Annotated in this window: 13 protein-coding genes and 1 tRNA gene; 2 read left to right on the top strand and 12 right to left on the bottom strand. The window is 45.4% G+C overall.

The annotated features are described in order from the left end of the window. The first annotated feature begins 77 nt into the window (after nucleotides 1-77). Complete coding sequence (gene fabA, locus DET62_RS04450; protein ID WP_011234533.1) at nucleotides 78-590, top strand: 3-hydroxyacyl-[acyl-carrier-protein] dehydratase FabA; 513 nt, start codon at nucleotides 78-80, stop codon at nucleotides 588-590. A 74-nt stretch (nucleotides 591-664) separates the two neighbouring features. Here the strand turns inward: fabA and rmf are convergent, their stop codons facing one another. From rmf to rlmKL, 5 genes are all read right to left on the bottom strand, one after another. Continuing rightward, on the bottom strand, nucleotides 665-841 hold the full coding sequence (rmf, locus tag DET62_RS04445) for a ribosome modulation factor (RefSeq protein WP_011234532.1): 177 nt from the start codon (nucleotides 839-841) through the stop codon (nucleotides 665-667). A 174-nt stretch (nucleotides 842-1,015) separates the two neighbouring features. Beyond that, on the bottom strand, nucleotides 1,016-2,761 hold the full coding sequence (locus DET62_RS04440; protein ID WP_110013119.1) for a DUF3466 family protein: 1,746 nt from the start codon (nucleotides 2,759-2,761) through the stop codon (nucleotides 1,016-1,018). 3 nt (nucleotides 2,762-2,764) lie between these two features. Then, complete coding sequence (locus DET62_RS04435; protein ID WP_110013118.1) at nucleotides 2,765-4,711, bottom strand: ATP-binding cassette domain-containing protein; 1,947 nt, start codon at nucleotides 4,709-4,711, stop codon at nucleotides 2,765-2,767. Continuing rightward, a complete protein-coding gene (locus DET62_RS04430) occupies nucleotides 4,708-4,947 on the bottom strand; it encodes a glutaredoxin family protein (RefSeq protein WP_011234529.1) in 240 nt (79 codons plus the stop codon). The genes DET62_RS04435 and DET62_RS04430 overlap by 4 nt, the downstream gene beginning before the upstream one ends. Nucleotides 4,948-4,950: 3 nt before the next feature. Further along, the gene (rlmKL, locus tag DET62_RS04425) at nucleotides 4,951-7,065 is read right to left on the bottom strand and encodes a bifunctional 23S rRNA (guanine(2069)-N(7))-methyltransferase RlmK/23S rRNA (guanine(2445)-N(2))-methyltransferase RlmL (RefSeq protein ID WP_110013117.1); all 2,115 of its coding nucleotides are present in this window, start codon (nucleotides 7,063-7,065) and stop codon (nucleotides 4,951-4,953) included. Between the two features lie 203 nt (nucleotides 7,066-7,268). On the opposite strand from rlmKL, the gene DET62_RS04420 reads away from it, so the two are divergent. Continuing rightward, nucleotides 7,269-7,345 (top strand) — tRNA-Met (locus DET62_RS04420). 111 nt (nucleotides 7,346-7,456) lie between these two features. Here DET62_RS04420 and DET62_RS04415 read toward each other — a convergent pair. The 7 genes from DET62_RS04415 to DET62_RS04385 all read right to left on the bottom strand — a co-directional run bounded on the left by DET62_RS04415 (nucleotide 7,457) and on the right by DET62_RS04385 (nucleotide 19,878). Next, a complete protein-coding gene (locus tag DET62_RS04415; protein ID WP_110013116.1) occupies nucleotides 7,457-8,011 on the bottom strand; it encodes a cell division protein ZapC domain-containing protein in 555 nt (184 codons plus the stop codon). A gap of 64 nt (nucleotides 8,012-8,075) precedes the next feature. Continuing rightward, complete coding sequence (pyrD, locus tag DET62_RS04410; RefSeq protein WP_110013115.1) at nucleotides 8,076-9,080, bottom strand: quinone-dependent dihydroorotate dehydrogenase; 1,005 nt, start codon at nucleotides 9,078-9,080, stop codon at nucleotides 8,076-8,078. Next, entirely contained in the window at nucleotides 9,080-13,927 is a 4,848-nt protein-coding gene (locus DET62_RS04405; protein WP_110013114.1) for an NAD-glutamate dehydrogenase, read from the bottom strand. Before DET62_RS04405 ends, pyrD begins: the two co-directional genes overlap by 1 nt. A 196-nt stretch (nucleotides 13,928-14,123) precedes the next feature. Further along, entirely contained in the window at nucleotides 14,124-14,351 is a 228-nt protein-coding gene (locus tag DET62_RS04400; protein ID WP_110013113.1) for a DUF2835 domain-containing protein, read from the bottom strand. A gap of 23 nt (nucleotides 14,352-14,374) precedes the next feature. After that, nucleotides 14,375-16,966: an aminopeptidase N gene (gene pepN, locus DET62_RS04395; RefSeq protein ID WP_110013112.1), complete on the bottom strand. Its 2,592-nt coding sequence runs from the start codon at nucleotides 16,964-16,966 to the stop codon at nucleotides 14,375-14,377. A gap of 59 nt (nucleotides 16,967-17,025) precedes the next feature. Beyond that, nucleotides 17,026-18,480 (bottom strand): Na+/H+ antiporter NhaC, encoded by a 1,455-nt coding sequence (gene nhaC, locus DET62_RS04390; protein WP_110013111.1) that lies wholly within the window; start codon nucleotides 18,478-18,480, stop codon nucleotides 17,026-17,028. A 12-nt stretch (nucleotides 18,481-18,492) separates the two neighbouring features. After that, nucleotides 18,493-19,878, bottom strand: coding sequence for a sodium-dependent transporter (locus DET62_RS04385; RefSeq protein ID WP_110013110.1), 1,386 nt, complete (start codon nucleotides 19,876-19,878; stop codon nucleotides 18,493-18,495). Nucleotides 19,879-19,905: the final 27 nt, after the last annotated feature.

Here is a 19,905-nt window from a genome sequence, read left to right as displayed (position 1 = left end):
ACTTGTCGGATTTGTCTAGCGTACAGTTGTACGCTAGACTGCTGCCTAGTTTTTTCGAACAATTAATTAGGGTATTTATGAATCAATCGAGCTTTACTCGCGAAGAACTTCTCGCCTGCAGTCGCGGGGAAATGTTTGGTCCTGGTAACAGTAAGTTGCCTGCACCTAATATGTTAATGATGGATCGCATCATTGAAATTAACGAAGACGGCGGATCGGCCGGAAAGGGTTTTATCCATGCCGAGCTCGATATTAACCCAGATCTTTGGTTCTTTGACTGTCACTTTAAAGGTGACCCGGTAATGCCTGGCTGTTTGGGGCTTGATGCTATGTGGCAGCTGCTTGGCTTTCACCTGGCATGGTCTGGTGGCCCAGGGCGCGGTCGTGCATTAGGTGTTGGTGAAGTTAAATTTACCGGGCAAATTCTGCCGGAACATAAAAAAGTTAGTTACTTTATTGATATGACACGAGTTATTAAACGTAAACTATTTATGGGCGTTGGTAATGGTCGTGTTGAAGTTGATGGTCGCGAAATTTACACAGCCAAAGACTTAAAAGTTGGCTTGTTTACCGACACTTCTACTTTTTAGTCCCTCTTTGAGTTGAAAAAAACGCCGATGCTTTCGCTATCGGCGTTTCGTCTAACCTTTAATGTCTCTGACAATCAGCGGAATAAGCCGGTATTTCGGGCTTCCATTGCATCTCGCCAACCTCCCAGCCAGTGGGAACGAAAATCATCCTGAGTCTGATAAGGACAGTTGTCTTTTGAGCGACCATGCAAACCAGCTTTAAAGCCTTGAGTATGTGCTCTTTCAAAGCGATCGCGCTTTTGTCTTTTCATAAATCTATCCCTCGCCTGTTATTCACAGATTATTATTTAGAGAGTTGAGACATTTTTGCTGCCTCATTACTATTGATAGACTTATTTGGTGAGAGTTCAATTGTAAAAGCAGCACAGTATCCATTGACTTTTTTTAACGGATTGAAACTGTGCTACTTTTTATTTTAAGACCTATTATGATTTTTTGGTCTTAAGGAAGGTTCTTCTTCTTATTCCGGTAATAAGCAAACCTAAGGCGCCAAATCCAAGTAGCGAGCCAAGCCCGACAGCTGCGCCCTGACGCTCTACAGGTTCTTCATTGTCAGTACAGTTATTAAGTTCGCCTTCAATAGGATCGAGCTTTATATTGACAAGAATTTCACGAGTCCGGGTTTCCCCCTCTTCGTCTGTATACTCTTCAGTTTTGAGCGCTGTAGCAATAATCTCACCGTTTTCGGTAATGTCATTGGCATCAACAATATTGTATTCGCTGTCACAGCTAATCGTATTGTTCAGGTTGATAATTTGTGGGGCTTCTGCACTCATATCGTAGTAAAAACCAGCGCGTGCACGAACCTGAGAAAGTGTTGGGTCAACCTCCGCTGTACCGACCATTTCGCCATTGTCGTTGATACTGCGAACCACGGTCGATGCGCCATTAAAGAAACTGTCAAGAATCGTCAATTCACTCGCATCAACATCGTAATAGAAGCCGTAGCTTCGCAACGTTCCTGCGGGACGTTTGGTTAAATGGCCTACAGCAATATTCGAGTCATTGATGTCTGTTGCTGAGCCCCACAAATAAATAGGGTCTTCAGTTACAGGCTGTGCCTCCTGGTTCTGGAAAATTGCCGGCATACGAATAGCACCGCGATCAGGGTGATATGTCCAGCTTTGCCCTACCGCTATGTCATTGTTATTAATGGCATAGGCGTAGCTTGAAAAGTCATTTTCATCGTCACTTCTTCTTTCTACCAAAGTTGGTAATTCAACTTGGTCAATGACTTCACCACTGGCGTCAAACTGCCATAACTTTCCGCGAATGTCATAGATAGAACGGCCCGCATTGTAACCTGAACGCGGACGACTATAGCGATAACGGCTATTATTAAAGGCCGCGATATTCGACGCATCGGCGTTTTGCAAGCCTCTCCAAATACCCCATACACAAACCTCCAGGGGCTGTGATGCACTGGCAACTTCAGGGTCTTCGCAGCTTTCTTCAATTCGGGTCGTTGCGGCAGGACTTAAAGCAACGCTTTCATAACCGGCAGCAAGTCCACTATCGTTGATATCAAAAATGGCACTTTCGCCCCCCAAGTAATCCTGAGCTTGAGGTTCAACGACACTGGATTCGCCGTTGTTGTACCACATTCCGCGACTTAAAAAGTCTGATACAAAGTACTCTGCAGTCGCAGTTTCGTCGTCGGCATTGGTATATTGATGTTCAATAAGCTCATACGGTGCACTGGTTACACCAACCGCTGTATTGGCATTATTAATTGAGTATAAGAAGCTGTCGACGCTATTAGCGAGTTGATCCGCAGTTGCTGGCACTGCGTTAACGGCACTACTGCTTCCTTTATAAATAAAGGCCTGGTTCAATCCAATACGTTGAGTCTGAAGGCTGCTATTTGCATAGTTTCCCAAGTTTTCTACAATTGCCTGATACTGAGCAATAGTCAGTTCTTCATCTTCTTCGGGATCAAAACCTATCTGCGCGAGTAGTCGCGAAGGAACTCTAGAAAAATCAATTTCGACATTTTCGGGAAAACGTGCAACACCAACAATTTGCCCACTTGCGTTAATACTTTGCGGGATACTGCTTCGATAATTATTCAAAGTTTCAATTGTTTCAATGTTATAAGTGTCTGCTGCAGATGCAAAAGAGACTGTTGAAACAATTGCTACGGTAAGTGACTTCAACGTAAATGATTTCATTAACTAACTACTCTGTTCTGATAAGTTTTCCAGTTCTTCCCAGCGCTCCAGATCCTGCATCAACTGCCCTTCAATTTCGGCAATTTGAGTCATGACTGGTTCGGTTTTTTCTAATGGCTGTTCGAAGAACCCCGGTTCATTCATTAACTGTTGTAATTCTTCAAGTTTTGCTTCTTTTTCTGCAATAACTTTGGGTAACTGCTCTAGTTCGCGTTGCAATTTATAGGATAACTTCTTCCGCGGCTTGTCTGAACCTTTGTCTGCGGTTTTTCCTTTATTTTGCGAACTTTTGTTGCTGTCAGACTCTTTAGCTGCCGCTTTGGTTCCGTTGCTATGAAATGAATTTTCCGCTTTTGCCGCTAAATAGTGGTTTAACTCAGTAAAACCACCAATAATTTCCGTAATAACGCCCTCACCTTCAAAGTACAGTACACTGGTCGCCGTATTATCGACAAATTCCCTATCGTGACTGACCAACAGAACCGTGCCCTGATAATTCGCTACAATTTGCTCGAGCAGTTCTAAGGTTTCAATATCAAGATCGTTGGTTGGTTCATCGAGTACCAGAATATTACTGGGTTTAAGCAGTATTTTCGCTAACAACGCCCGGTTTCTTTCCCCACCGGAAAGCGCCCGAACCGGAGTTCGTGATTGTTTCGGTGAAAAGAGAAAATCCTGCAGGTAACTTAAAATATGTCGGCTGCGGCCCTGAAACTCTATGTCCTGCTTGCCGTCACCAACGTTGTCCATAACGGTTTGTTCAGGGTCAAGCTGCGCCCGGTGTTGATCAAAGTAAGCGACTTCCAGATTAGTTCCCAGCTGAACCTTACCGCTGTCCACTTCCTGCATGCCTAAAATTACTTTAATCAGCGTACTTTTACCGCAACCATTAGGCCCGACAAAGGCTATTTTGTCGCCGCGCATCAACAAGAGATCCAGGTCATTGATAATGGGCTTGTCGCCAAAGCGCAAAGCCATATTTTCGCCTTCAAAGACTTTCTTACCAGAACGCGAGGACTCGTTCACTGCCAGATTTGCCTTACCCTGAAGCTCGCGTCTTTGCTGACGTTGCTTCCGTAAGTCCTGAAGTGCACGTACCCGCCCTTCGTTACGAGTGCGACGTGCCTTAACGCCCTGGCGTATCCAGGTCTCTTCAGCTGCCAGCTTTTTATCAAACTCAGCGTTGTGGCTTGCTTCAACTTCCAGTGCTTCCTGCTTTTTCTGTAGGTAGGTATCGTAGCTGCCCGGGTAACTGGTTAAATGTCCGCGGTCTAAATCGATAATTCGTGTGGCCAAACGGCGGATGAATGCCCTGTCGTGACTAATAAATAACACGGCGCCGGAAAAGTTAACGATTTGCTCTTCCAGCCAACGCACCATTTCAATATCCAAGTGGTTGGTCGGTTCGTCTAACAGTAAAATGTCCGGATCAACAACCAGAGCACGGGCAAGCGCCACGCGACGTAACCAACCGCCGGAAAGTGCAGCCATGGTTTCATCTGCAGGTAATTGCAGCTGAGTTAAAACCTGCTCAATACGGGTATTCACTTGCCAGCCGTTAATGGCATCCAGTTGATTCTGCAGTTTGTCCATTTCATCAAGCGTTGCGCTGCTGGGCGAGTCGGTAAGACTTGCAGACAATTCATGATAACGAGCCAACGCCTTGCCCGATTCAGCAAGAGCTTCTGCTACGTAGTCAAATACTCTCTGCTCGGACTGCTTGGGCGGATCCTGTGGCAAACGAGTCACTTTAGTATCGCCAACCCACTGTATTTGCCCTGAATCTAAGACCACTTCGTTATCTATCGCTTTTAAGAAAGTGGATTTACCGGCGCCGTTACGGCCAACCAAACAAACTCGTTCACCGGCTTCAATGGTAAAATCAACACCGTCTAAAATGGCATCAGCGCCAAAGGCCAGGTGTGCATCCTGTACACGTAATAAACTCATTGCTCTACAAACTCCAGCAATTGATTAGCATCGAAAGGCCAACGCAACTCTGCGTCGTCTTTTCCCCGAATAAATACTGGTACTAACCAGCCATACTCTTCTTGCAGCTCCTGCTGTTCGGCAATGTCGACTACTCCAAGTTCAACCGGCTCTTCCAGGTCGAGCGAATGCAGTAACTGAATAGCCTGAGTACAAAGCGGACAGTTTGGTTTCGTAAGCAAATAAAACGCAGACATTAATTAAGCCCGTGAAATAATATAATAATGATGAATACCTTTATGGCGTTTGAAGTCCTCGGGTATTGAGGCCTGGGTCTGATCATTTACTTCAAGACCGGCTTTATCCAGGCCTTCGGTGTCGATGCGGAATTTCTTTCTATTGTTAGAGAATAGAATCACGCCATCCTCTTTCAACATTCCCGTAGCGGTTTTTATTAAACCAACGTGGTCACGCTGTATGTCCAGTGTTCCGCTCATACGTTTTGAGTTACTAAAGGTAGGCGGATCAAGGAAAATAACGTCAAACAGTTGTTTGCCACGTTGTTCCCGCATCCAGCTGAAACAGTCTGCCTGAATAAATTCGTAGTCGCCCCGCAAGCGGTTTAACGCAAAATTGCGCTCGCCCCACTTCAGATAAGTTTTTGACATATCAACGGAAACCACTCGTGCGGCTCCTGCTCTGGCGGCCTGTACTGAAGCCGTGCAGGTATAAGCAAATAAATTCAGTACATCCAGCTCTTCGCACTTATCCAGTAGTTCTTTACGTACCAGTCTGTGGTCCATAAACAAGCCGGTATCCAGATAATCCGTTAAGTTCACTTCAAATTTAGCGCCGTATTCATTTACCGTTAAAATGGTACTGTCCTGCGACTGTTTTTCGTATTGCTGTTTTCCGCTTTGCCGTTGGCGGCGTTTCAAAATGATTTTATCTTCTGACACCGGCAAGGCTGAACTCAAAGACTCGAGCATGAACCACAAACGATCATTGGCCACCCCTTCAGGGATGTCCTTCGGCGCTGCATATTCCTGTACAACCACGTAATCCTGATAAATATCGATGGCCGCGTTGTACTCTGGAATATCGGCGTCATAAACACGCCAGCAGTCCAGTCCTTCTTTGTCTGCCCACTTACTTAATTTTGCATAATTCTTTTTTACTCTGTTAACAAGGTCATCAGCTTGACTTTCTGCAAAGTCAGGTTGCTCTTTAGTTAAGTCGTAAAGTGCCAAATTAACCGGAATGGCGCCGTTCAACAGCGGGTATTTCTTATGACTACGCAGTTTCAGGCGTTTAAGTAACTGTTCGTCTCCTGCCAGTACGGCTATATGCCAATTATGGAAAGTGTCTTTTAGTTGACGGCCAAAGCGACGGTATAACAGCAAGGTTTCAACGGCCTCACCCAGACGTTCACCGTAGGGAGGATTACAGACTAACAGGCCACTTTCCGTCGGTGCGTCGCAGTTTGTTGCATCCGAAACTTCAAATTCTATCACTTCATGCAATAGCACACGCTTGGCATTATCTTTGGCTTTAGCCACCAGGTGCGGGTTGTTGTCAGAGCCTTTTAACTGGCCTTTAAAGTTCTTCTTCCCTTCTTTAAAACGCTGCTCTGCCTGCTCTAGTACTTCGTGCCATAATTGCGGTGAATGTTCATGCCAAAACAAGAAGCCCCAGTGTGCGCGACTCAAGCCCGGTGCGTGATCCATTGCCATCATGGCAGCTTCTATGACTAAAGTACCCGAGCCACAGAATGGGTCAAAAATAACCGGTTCGTCTTTTTTCAATTCGTTTTTGATGCCAGCGCGGACTAAGATAGCGGCAGCTAAGGTTTCCCGCAGCGGTGCTTCGCCCTGCTGCAAGCGATACCCTCTTTTGTGCATACCATCACCGGTAAAGTCTAACGACCAGGTGAGCTTGTCTTTATGCACCCGCACGGCAATACGAATGTCCGGGTCTTGCTTATCAATACTGGGGCGTTCAAATCCGTTATTGCGAAAGTTATCGACAATGCAGTCTTTTACTAGCTGTGCGCCAAACTGAGTATGGCGAATATCGTCATTGCCACCGGAAAAATCGACCACGAAGGTTCTGTTGGCATCAAAAACCTTACTCCAGGCAAATTGAGTTAATGCCAGTTTAATCTCATCCAGGCTGGAAACTTCCTTTTCACCTAACTGTAACAGCATCCGGCTTGCTAATCTGGACCACATGGCCACGGTATAAGCCTGCTGCAAATCGGCTTCAATATAGCAACCCGCAAGGGTTTGCTTTACGTGGCTTAAATTGAACTCTTGCAACTCATCAAATAAAAGCCCTTCAAGGCCTTTGGAGCACGCAATAAAAAAACGATACATAGAAAACGTCGCCTAAAAAATTAAGAGGACAATTATAACGGAGAGCTCAGTGACTGTCTGTAATTCCAGCTGAAATAAGAGAATTACAAAGAGAATGACTAATAAAACAGCAGTTAAACCTGATTTGTATAAATACTATGCGGTTGGTTTAAATAAAGCTTGCGCGGTAAGAATTATGTCTATACTATGCGCTCTCAATCGGACGCGGGGTGGAGCAGTCTGGTAGCTCGTCGGGCTCATAACCCGAAGGTCGTAGGTTCAAATCCTGCCCCCGCAACCAACGTCCGAAAGTAGAATTCAATACTGCCTTCCTGCTAAGTACTCTTTCTTTGAATAAATTCCCAAGTAAGCCTGAAAATACATTTAAATATTAAGCTTTACACTTAAGCAATTACGCCAGTTGCTGTCCCCAGTTAGACTGTGCCGATAACGCTAAATCGACAGTTGCCGGTAACAAACGGTTTAAGGTAACTTTAATGACATGAAACTGACGTAGAGACTTAATTGCAGAGAGCTGCATGCCGTCACTTAACAGCAGGCAAGTCGCAAACTCCTCATCGGTATCAAGAATAAAAAACAATCCCTGATCAAAACCTGAGTTCAATTCACACAAGCGCCGCTCAATTGGCCACTCACTAATATCGGATTTTTGAAAGTGCCAACTCTGTGGCATTTGAGGACGGCCAAAGCGACACCACGCCGTTGCATTAAGCGCCGCATTTTGCGGTGTGCAAGGCATTTTATCGGCAGGGTAAGCCTCTAAAGTTTCACTAACGCTCTGGAAGGTCGTTGCGTCTTCAATATCCATCATTTGTTCATTAAAGTGAATATTGACCAGCTGACTTGGTTTGTACGGCGTATCAAATACCTCGGTATCACTTAGCTTAACGCTAAGCTTGCCGCTTTCTGTATTGAATAACCATAACCAATGGGATTCCGATTCCACGATGTTAGCCTTTATTATTAGAAGAATTTAAGCTTTGCAATAAGATACTAAAGTCACTTAACCATTACAAGTGACTAACAATTGAGCGAATTAGCCCAGGGCCTTGATAGATAAACCCCGTGTAAATTTGCACCAGGCTCGCTCCAGCCTTAATTTTAACCTCTGCTGAGTTAGCTGAATCAATGCCACCAACGCCAATGACCGGGATTTTCCTTTGCAAAGTTTTACACAGCAGCTCTATAACCCGAGTACTTTTATCCTGCAGCGGTTTACCACTTAAGCCTCCTGCTTCACCCGCCTGACGGCTATGCAACCCGTCACGCGACAACGTTGTATTGGTTGCTATCACACCGTCCATTTCATTTTTCAATAACGACTGCGCCATCACTTCAATTTCACTATCTTCAAGATCAGGAGCTATTTTAACCACTAATGGAACATAGCGGTCATGCTCTTTTGCTAAAGTTAGCTGAGCTTCTTTAAGACTGGACAATAAGCCGTCAAGACTGGAGCCGTGCTGAAGATTTCTTAAGCCCGGAGTATTCGGCGATGATATGTTTATTGTGACGTAGCTTGCGTAAGGGTAAACCTTATTTAGACAGACAAGGTAATCGTTAATGGCCTGCTCTTCCGGCGTGTTTTTGTTTTTACCGATATTAATGCCTAACACGCCTTTATAGGAAGACGCTTTGACATTTTCAACAAGCTCATCAACCCCATGGTTATTAAAACCCATGCGGTTAATAATTGCTTCGTCTTCGGTCAAGCGGAATAAACGAGGTTTATCATTACCCGGTTGTGCGACTGGTGTCACTGTACCAACTTCAATAAAACCAAAACCCATTTGAGAAAATGCGTCTATACACTCGGCATTTTTATCAAGGCCAGCGGCTAAACCGACCGGGTTAGGGAAATCTATTCCCATAACCCGAACCGGTTTGCTGGCTACGTTTTGCTTCCAAAACAGCGACAACGGAGTGCGATGCCACTTACTCAGGATCCTGAGCATTAATTCATGCGTTTTTTCAGGATCCTGACGGAACAACAATGGCTTTATAAGGTTGTACATTAACTGATCACTTTAGGTGCACAGTTGTGACTCAACAGCATAAGCTCGCGCAAAGCAACCGAGAATTTAGCAAACTCGTGGCTCTTCGTTGTACGGAAGTCTGATAGCATTTGTTGCCAACGCGATAACAGTACTTCGTTTTGCTCTATCCACTCGCTGATCATCTTCTCCGGGTCACTGACGTCTGGTGTGGAACGCAGTACAACTTGAGTCAATGAACGTTGCTGCCAGTCAAGCTCTTCACGGAATGCCGCTCTTGCCAGGGCTTGCCAGTGGTTCGCCACAGGCTGGTTATTAATTTGTATTAAGAACCAATGTAGGTTTATTTCCGCACCTAAGCGGAAGTAAAGCGTACCAACCGTTTTGAACGACTGCCCCGTTTCATTTGCAACTTCAGCAAGATCCATTGCAGAAAATACCGTGCTCAGGCTCGCAATTTGTTTTGCCAGTTTAGCCGGGAAGCCATGCTCTTTGTACTTCTCAATGGTTTCTTCAATGACTTTAGCTTCATCTTCAACCATATACTTAAGGCTGTTCTCGCGTAAGTCATCAAATGCTCCCATGTAGAAATCTAAGTGCTCCTGAATACCACTCAGAGCCGGGTTGCGGTGACGCAGGAACCAACGAGTTGCACGGCGAACCATACGGCGAAGCTGGAATAACACTTCATTCTGGACTTCGGCAGGCACTTTATTATTCAATGCTTCAATCTGTTCCCACAGCTCTTCAACTTTAAAGCACTCGCGGGCAACAACATAAGCGGAAGCTATTTCAGCAACAGTAGAGCCTGTTGCCTCCTGCTTGCGGAAAACAAAGTTTGGCCCCATGTCGTTAACAATATTATTGGCAAGCTTGGTTGCAATAATTTGTCCTTTCAGCGGGTGAGATACCATGCTGTCAGCAAAACGCTCACGCAACGCGTGTGGGAATGAGTCAAAAAGTTCACGCATGTGATACGGGTCTTCCGTAATTTCATCCGTTATCAATTGCTCTTTAAGAACCATTTTTCCGTAAGCTGTAATAATAGACAGCTCTGGGCGAGTTAGGCCCTGGTTCGTTGCCTGGCGCTCAACTAATTCGTCATCATCAGGTAAAAACTCCAGCTGACGGTTTAACGAGTGTTCGCGTTCAAGGTGATGAATAAACCGCGTGTATTCTTTAACTTGATCGGTGCCGCGCAGAGCGGTTACCGAAATTGACTGTGTTTGTCTGTTACAGTCATCCAGAACAATTTTCGCGACATCGTCGGTCATATCGTAAAGCAGTTTATCGCGTTGCTTTTTGGTCAGATCGCCGCTGTTAACCAAACCATTCAATAAGATTTTAATGTTAACTTCGTTATCTGAGCAGTCGACTCCACCCACGTTATCGACAAAGTCGGTATTAACCCGACCCCCGTTTTGCGCAAATTCAATACGGCCTAATTGAGTAAAGCCTAAGTTGCCACCCTCACCGATGATTTTTGCGTTCAGGTCACGGCCGTTCACGCGTAACGCATCGTTAGCGCGGTCACCAACATCGCTGTCGGTTTCGGCTTTACCTTTAACGTAAGTACCAATGCCACCGTTCCAGATAAGATCAACTTCCATGGTCAAACAGGCCTTGATCAAATCATTCGGTGTCATGGATTTCTTTTGAGTGCCAAGCATTTTTTTGATTTCAGGCGTTAACTCAATAGCTTTAGCGCTTCGGTTGAATATGCCACCACCTTTAGAAATCAATTCGCGATTGTAATCATCCCAGCTTGAACGCGGCATTTTGAAAAGACGATCGCGCTCTTCCCAGGATTTCGCAGCATCTGGCTCCGGGTCAATAAAAATATGCAAGTGGTTAAATGCCGCCTGTAAGCGCGTATGCTTGGACAGCAACATGCCGTTACCAAATACATCGCCACCCATGTCACCAATAGCAACACAGGTAAAATCTGTGGTCTGGCAGTCGATACCCATTTCGCGGAAATGGCGTTTAACTGACTCCCAGGCACCACGGGCGGTAATACCCATTTTCTTATGGTCATAGCCAACTGAACCGCCAGATGCAAAGGCATCACCCAGCCAGAAGTTGTATTCAGCTGAAATGCCGTTAGCGATATCAGAGAATGTTGCGGTGCCTTTATCGGCAGCAACAACCAGGTACGGGTCGTCTTCGTCGCGACGAACAACACTTTTCGGCGGAACAATTTCACCTTCAACAATGTTGTCGGTAATGTCCAGTAACGCACGGATAAAGGTTTTGTAGCACTCTTTACCCTCGGCCATCATGCCTTCCCGGTCTTCCGGTAAGGCCTTACAAATAAAGCCGCCTTTTGCACCCACAGGGACAATAACGGTGTTCTTCACTTGCTGAGCTTTTACCAGCCCAAGCACTTCGGTGCGGAAGTCTTCACGACGGTCTGACCAGCGCAGGCCACCACGGGCGACTTTACCGCCGCGAAGATGCACACCTTCAACTTTCGGCGAATAAACAAAAATTTCAAATTTAGGCAATGGTAACGGCATTTCCGGTACCAGCTCAGGCAGGAACTTAACCGAAATATAAGGTTTGTCGTTGCCCTGCTCGTCTTTCTGGAAGAAGTTGGTGCGCAAAGCCGCATCAATTAATTCAACATAGCGACGAATAATACGGTCATCATCAAGGTTGGCAACGTTATCCAGCTCGGTATTAATGCGGGTATGAAGTGCTTCAAGCTTTTTCTCAACACCTTTTGTACCCGGTTCAAACTTGCTGTAAAACATCTTCACAACCAGCTTGGCCAGTAGAGGATACTTACTGAACGTACTCTCTATGTAGCTTTGGCTGAATGTGGTGCCAATTTGACGCATGTACTTCGCAAACATACGCAAAATAGTGGCCTGACGGCCATTCATGCCGGCACCTAGTACCAAGCGGTTAAAGCCATCGTCTTCCAGCTTACCGTTCCAGACTAAGGCAAAAGCCTCCTGGAATGTCTCACGACTCTCTTCCAGGTTAAGCGAGCCTGCTGTGTGAAGCATGTGGAAGTCTAGTACCCAGTAAATATCGCCATCTGCGGCTTTTATCTGGTACGGGCTTTCCCCAATGACACGCAACCCGAAGTTTTCCAACATAGGCAATACATCTGACAGATGAATAGGTTCGTCTTTATGGAACAACTTCAAGTGCAGATGTTTACTGTCGTCTTTTTCTTCCTGAGCACGGTATAACACCATACCCAGTTTATGTTCATCATTTAACGATTCCAGTTGCTTGATATCAGAAATAGCAACGGATGGGAGCACGTCTTCTTTGTAGGCTCTCGGAAAAGCCATTGAGTATCTTTTATTTAAACGGGTAGCATTTGCTTCGCCGAAAGTGGACTGCAAAATACGTTCAAAGTTGTCTTCCCAGGTGCGGGCCGCTTCAATTAAATTCTGTTCTAGTTCATTCACGTTCACATCCTGATGGTCTTCGCTCAAACGCACGGTGTAATGTGTTCTCGCTAATGAGGACTCTGAAAAATAAGTGGTAAAATCGACGTCATATTCAGTTTTCAGCGTGCGTGCCAAAACACTTTGAGTTCTTTGGCGTAATAAAGTGTTGTAGCGTTCTTTAGGCACGTAAACCATGCACGACATAAAGCGGCCGAAAATATCACGGCGCAGAAAAGCGCGGGTCATATCGCGTTCTTGCATTTGCAGCACACCAAGACCCACAGTCAGAAGGTCGTCTTCTTCTGCCTGCACAATTTCGTCACGAGGATAGGTCTCTAAAATATTCAACAATGCTTTAGCCGCGTGAGACTGCGGAGCAAAGCCTGACATGTCTAATACGCGAGATATTTTCTCACTTACCAATGGGATATCACGAGCACTGTTGTTATAGAAGTTAGCTGAATACAACCCAATAAAGCGGTCTTCGCCTATGACTTCGCCATCTTCATTAAAGCGTTTAACGCCAATGTAGTCTGAGTATGCCGGACGATGGACCCGTGATTTCGAGTTGGTTTTGGTCAACAGCAAAAGACGTTCATTGTGCGTTATTTCGCGCGCATCTTCCGGTAAACTGGAAACCAAACGTCCTTTCTCACTAACGGAGTTTTTCATTAACCCCAGACTGGAGTCTTTAACCTGTTTGAGTTCGTAGTCGCCTTTCACCGGAGTTAGCTCATAAGAGCGATAACCGGTTAACGTGAAGTTATCGTTGGCCAGCCACTGCAAAAATTGCTTAATTTCTTTCTTTTCTTTTTTTGAGCCTGGATAATATTCATGATCCAGTTGCTCTGAAACCGTCTGTAGACGCTTACGCATAGCCTGCCAGTCTTCAACCGCAAGACTGATTTCTTCCATTACCGACACCAGCTCACTTTTTAACGTTTTTATCTCTTCTTTGCTGGTTTGACGGTCTATTTCAATAAGAAAAACCGTGTCGACATAGTTATCATCGCTACGGGTACCCGGTTTCTGTAATTCAGTAACCTGGCTATTTTTGTCCCGTTTATGGCTCAACGGCATATGCAGTAATAAATGTGATGTAATGCCCAGACGAGCCAACGCCATCCGCACTGAGTCGACCATAAATGGCATATCATTCTGAATAATTTCAATAATGGTATGAGGAGACTCCCAGCCGTCCGTCGGGACTTCTGGGTTATATACTTTTATCAGTGCTTTATCACCGGGCTTATACTCATTAAAGCTGTGCCATAAACCCAAAACCGCACCGTACATATCACTATCGTGGCGGTTAGTTAAATCATCACTGGCAATATTGCGATATAAGCGCTTGGCAAAATCTGCTACTAAGTGCGCTTGAGAGGCGGGAACTTTCTTTTTTATCAATTCAACGACTTTTTCCAGTAAAACCGGAGATTGACTATCGACCAACGACATAATTGCAGAGTCCTTGAGGTTGTTGGTGAAACGTCGTAGGCAAGCCCAAATGCGGCCCACGGCCAGAGAATATATGATTGATGTTATTGTCGAACATTTACGCTGGGGTTTCAATGCTTATTCGCGCTAAAAACAGGTGTTTAGACCAGATATGGCAAGTAAAATAATATAACTATTTAGTTTAAATGAATGGACTCTAAGTCAGCCGTTTTAATCCCACGAACTTTTGCTGCTCATCAACTTGTAAAAGGAAGCGTCCACGCACGCCCTGGTTATCGATAAAAGGGATTAAACGCCCCGCGGGTAATGCTACCCGCGTGCCGTTAACGGTCGTTACTACAATTTGTTGATAACCCTGACTGTAATAAACATCACAAAACTCCTGATAGCTCATACTTAGGTTAAAAACATACTCAATGATCACCGTTGGTTAATACCTTTAAATAATTATTCAGTTAGACAACTTTCTATTTTTTCAAATAAGTCACTGGCCAAATTAGGCAGTTGACGTAAAGACTCAAGCTGATCCCGCATTAATTGCTGGCGTTTCTCATCATACCGGCGCCAACTGACAAAAGCAGACAGGAGTCTTGAAGCAACCTGAGGGTTGCTAGTATTCAGTTGTTGAATGACTGAGCCTATCAGTTCATACCCTGCCCCGTCAGTTTTATGAAACTGAGGTTGATTTTGAGTGAACGCGGCAAGCAGTGAATACACCCGGTTTGGATTTTTTATCGAGAAATCGGGGTGCGTCATTAAATCTTTAACGCGCTCCACCGTAGCTTCGTTATTAGCAAGAGCCTGAGTGCTGAACCACTTGTCCATTACCAGTTTTTCGCCACGCCATTGCTGCTCAAAATTATTAAGTAAAGACTCGGCTGCAGAATGATTAGCCCACACTCCGGCCTGCATTGCACCCAGTTGATCAGTCAGGTTATCGGCCTGGTCAAACTGTTCTGTCAACTTATCGGTCGCTGCGTCGCCTAATTCGGCTAAGTAGCTTAAACAAACCTGTTTCAGCTGACGTTTGGCTATTTCATCACCCACTAACTGGTAGGCTTTTTCTGACTTACAGGCACTCAGAAGCTGGCTAAAATCATCCTCCAGCGCAACTGCCAATTGTGTTTTTAGTGACTTCAACTGGGTATTAATTGCTTCTACCGGAATGGTTTCATAATTATCAGCAATCGTTGAGGCTGAAGGCAGTGTTAAGGCCAGAGCTTTTAGTGCTGGATCCGTATTTGCCTGAAGCAGGTTCCTGCATGCATCAATAGTTTGTGCTGATAATTCAATAGCGGAATGGTCATTAATTCCCTTTTCAATCATTCGGGTAAACAAAGACTGTGCCGCATCCCAACGACTAAAGTCATCTTTGCTATGAGCCAGCAGTACTCGTAGTTCGTCATCGCTTATGGTGCGTTTTACTTTAACTGGCGCAGAGAAATTATCGAATAAAGATAAAATGGGTTTCTCCGCAACATTATCAAAGGTAAAAGTCGTTTCATTTTCTTTTAAGTGCAATAAATTATTATCACTTAATGACAGTTCTGCGCCCTGCTCGCTATAGGCTGACCATTTAACCGGAATATGGAAAGGAGCCTTTTGCTCTTGTCCGGGAGTAGACGCAGTTTCCTGTTTGAGCACCAGGGTTAGTTGCTTCGCATCTTTATCGTAAGACTGTTCCGCGGTAACAACCGGCGTTCCTGCCTGCGAGTACCAATGACGGAAGCGACTGAAGTCTTCGCCGTTTGCATCTTCCATAGCCTGAACGAAATCTTCACAGGTTACAGCCTTACCATCGTGACGCTCAAAATAAAGCTTCATGCCTTTCTGAAAGCCGGACTCTCCCAATAAAGTATGGATCATTCGAATAACTTCGGCGCCTTTGTTATAGACCGTCACCGTATAAAAGTTATTCATTTGAACCACTTTATCCGGGCGAATCGGATGTGCCATGGGCCCTGCATCTTCAGCGAACTGGTGGCTACGAATAACCCGGACATCCTGAATGCGGTTGACGGCTCTGGAGCCAAGATCTGAACTGAACTCCTGATCGCGGAAAACAGTCAGTCCTTCTTTTAAGCTCAACTGAAACCAGTCACGGCACGTCACGCGGTTTCCAGTCCAGTTATGGAAGTATTCGTGACCAATAACGGACTCAACGTTGAGAAAGTCCTGATCGGTTGCCGTCGCGGGATTCGCTAAAACATACTTCGCATTGAAAACGTTCAGGCCTTTGTTTTCCATAGCTCCCATATTGAAGAAATCGACGGCTACAATCATATAAATATCCAGATCGTAGACCAGGTCGAAACGCTCCTCATCCCATTTCATCGCATTCTTAAGCGACAACATGGCGTGGTCAGCTCTATCCAGATTCCCTTTATCAACAAAGAGCTCTAAATCGACGGTACGCCCTTCCCTGGTAGTAAATTCGTCACGTAATACATCGAAATTACCCGCGACAAGAGCAAACAGATAACAAGGCTTAGGAAACGGATCCTGCCAGGTTGCCATATGTTTTCCGTTATCAAGATCCAGCTGCTTTATGCGGTTACCATTTGACAATAGATATGGAAACTCTGCTTTATCGGCAATAATTGTGGTTGTAAATTTTGCCAGAACATCAGGCCGATCGGGGTAATAAGTGATACGTCGGAAGCCTTCTGCTTCGCATTGCGTACAGAAGGTGTCTTCAGCCAGATACAGACCTTCAAGCGCCTCATTAGCCGTTGGGTTAATGCTATTTTCAATTTCGAGGGTAAACGACTTGAGCGACGTGTTGAGTGTCAGGCTGTGCTCGTTACATTGATATGCATCCTCAGCGACGTCTTCACCATCGACTTTCAAGCTCAATAAGGTGAGTTGTTCCCCGTCGAGTACCAAAGGCTTTGCATGATCGCCTTGCCGTACAACTTTTAAGACGCTCGTTACCCGAGTTTCTGTTGGATGAAGATTAAAGGTTAAATCGACATCCGTTATTGCGAATTCAGGTTCTTGATAATCTTTACGATATTTAGCCTTTGGTAATTGTGTCATAGCTTCCTTCTGTATTTAGTTCTCTAAGTAGCTTTCTTGCGCACGGCTGTTCGCTCTAATTAGGCTTCAGCCGTTTTATCTTTTGGATTCAAATACAAGATAGTCCAGCCGGTATAGGCAAGAATTATGGCGATTAGCGGGGTCAGGTAATTAAAGAACGCATAAATACCATATTCGAACGGACTAACGGCAAGTACTGAAAACATATAAGCTCCGCATGTGTTCCACGGAATGAGAGCCGATGTAATGGTACCACTGTCTTCCAGAGTACGGGAAAGCAATCTCGGATCCAGGTTGCGACGTTCATACTCTTCTTTAAACATACGGCCCGGCAGTACAATCGCCATATATTGGTCAGCGGTTAATACGTTCGCGCCAAAACAGGTAAAAATGGTTCCGGTAACCAGCGAGCCAACACTCTTAGCTGACTTCAACATGCCGCGGATAAAGCGTTCCAGCAGGCCAACTTTTTCCATAATAGCACCAAAGGTCATGGCACTTAAAATGAGCCAGACGGTATTTAACATTGACGACATACCACCGCCGCTTAACAATGAATCAAGATTGGCACTGCCTGTACTCACCGCTACGCCATCTGATAACGCCAACCAAACTACTTTTAACGAGGCAATCCAGCCCTCTTCTCCGGCTATTTGACTGACCATTTCAGGTTGAAAAATTAACGCCCACACGCCGCCGAGCAAGGCTCCGAAAAATACTGTGGGTAACGCCGGTTTGCGTGTTGCTGCCAGGTATAGCAACACAGCTAAAGGAACCAACATTTCCCAGCCAACGTTGAAGGTTGCGCTTAGTTGTTCCTGCATCAATTCCAGACGCTGTAAACTAACGTTGGTATCGGCGTTAAGACCAAGAATTAAGAACAAGGCTATCGAGATAATAAAAGCCGGCCCTGCGGTATACCCCATATAACGAATGTGAGCGAACAGCTCAGTGCCTGCGACGGCAGGAGCCAGGTTGGTGGTATCAGACAAAGGTGACATTTTATCGCCGAAGTATGCTCCTGAAACAATTGCACCGGCGGCGATACCAGGCTCTAACCCCATACCGGAAGCTACGCCCATTAATGCCACACCAATGGTTGCTGCAGTTGTCCACGAACTTCCGATAGACAGCGCTACCACGCCACAAATAATACAACTTGCCGCATAAAATAAGCTTGGGTTTAGCAGTTCCAGGCCAAAGTAAATTAATGTTGGAACCGTACCGGACAGTAACCAGGTACCGATTAATGAACCGACGGCAAGAATGATTAACATTGCGCCCAGGGCGACAGAAATCCCCTCGGTTATGCCCTCTTCTATTTGTTCCCAGCTAAAGCCATTTTTAAAACCTATGATGACAGCAATACCGGCCGCCACTAACAAGGCTATCTGGTTGGGTCCATAAGAAGAGTCTTCGCCAAATAAATAAACCGACGAGGACAGCATTGCAATTAGCGCAAGTAAAGGAATCAGCGCCTGTAATAAACTGGGTGCTTTTGTTTTATGACTCATTAATTATTCAACCTAAAGTTTTATAAAGCCTATTAGCTGTAAAAAAATAATAATGATAGCGACTGGAGAAATATATTTAACGCACAGCAGCCAGACATCGAAAATGCCTTTTTTTGTATCCAGTTCGTCTTTCGTGAACTCCGAACGCATGACCCAGCCCGCTAATAAAGCGAGCAGCAAGCCGCCTAGCGGTAACAGTAAGCTCGATGTTAAAACGTCAATAATATCAAAGAGTGACTCAATTGGCTTACCTAACCACTCGGAGTCTAATTGAGCCCAGCCGGAGCCGGCAAATGAATGGATGGTCAACTGTCCCAATAGCCATAGCACTCCGGCAGAAACTAAGGTTGCCGGCCAGCGGTTTAAGGAAAACTTTTCTGAAACAAAGGCAACCGATGATTCAATCATGGCAATAGCTGAAGTAAACGCCGCAATAACCAGCATAATGAAGAATACGGTTCCAACAAAGCCTCCGGCAGGCATTTCACTGAAAGCTAAAGGTAAGGTCGTAAAAATAAGGCCCGGGCCTTCGCTTGGCGTTAAGCCGTAACCGAAAACCAGAGGAAATATTGCCAGTCCCGCTAACAACGCGACAAAGGTATCAATAACAGCAATCCAGACACTGGTTTGTACTATAGAGGTTTCTCTTGGTAAGTAAGCGCCATACATAATCACAACACCGGAAGCCAACCCCAGAGTGAAAAAAGAATGGCCTAGCGCGACCATAACGCCGTTAACGCTCAACTTGCTGAAGTCTGGTTCGAACATAAAGCCAACGGCCGCAGAAAAGTCACCAATACTGCCGGAATAAAGAGCAATACAAACCAGCAACACAATCATGCACGGCAGAAGCAGTCTAACCGACCTTTCCAGACCATTCTTAACGCCGTTGCCAACCACTAAAATGGTCGCGACAACAATCAGGCTATGCCACATCATCAATTCGCCGGGCGACGCTTGCAGTGCATCAAAGGTTTTTCCTACTGCTTCGGCAGATGCATTGGTAAATACACCTTGTGCGGCTTTAAAGACATAAGCCAGCGCCCAGCCCGCTATAACCGCGTAGAAACTTAAAACCAGATAACCGGTCAACATTCCCAGCCAACCTGCAACTTGCCAGGCAGGATGCTTGCCTGACTCTAATGCGACCGACTTAGCTGCATAGCCTGGCGAGTGTCGGCCACGACGGCCAATAATCACTTCAGCCATCATAATTGGAATGCCAATGGCTAAAATACAAAGGAGGTAAACCAGAACGAAGGCACCGCCGCCGTTCTCGCCCATAACGTAGGGAAATTTCCAGATATTGCCTAAACCCACAGCGGCAGCTGAGGAGGCCAGTATAAAACTTAACCGACTTGACCATCGGCTTGATATCGCCTGATTATTTGTTGTCATTATTATTAATCGTTTGTGTTCATTAAC

The organism is Idiomarina sp. H2 (genome assembly GCF_004364275.1).
GTDB classification, from domain to species: Bacteria; Pseudomonadota; Gammaproteobacteria; order Enterobacterales; family Alteromonadaceae; genus Idiomarina; species Idiomarina loihiensis.
This window is presented reverse-complemented; position numbering and strand designations above follow the sequence as displayed.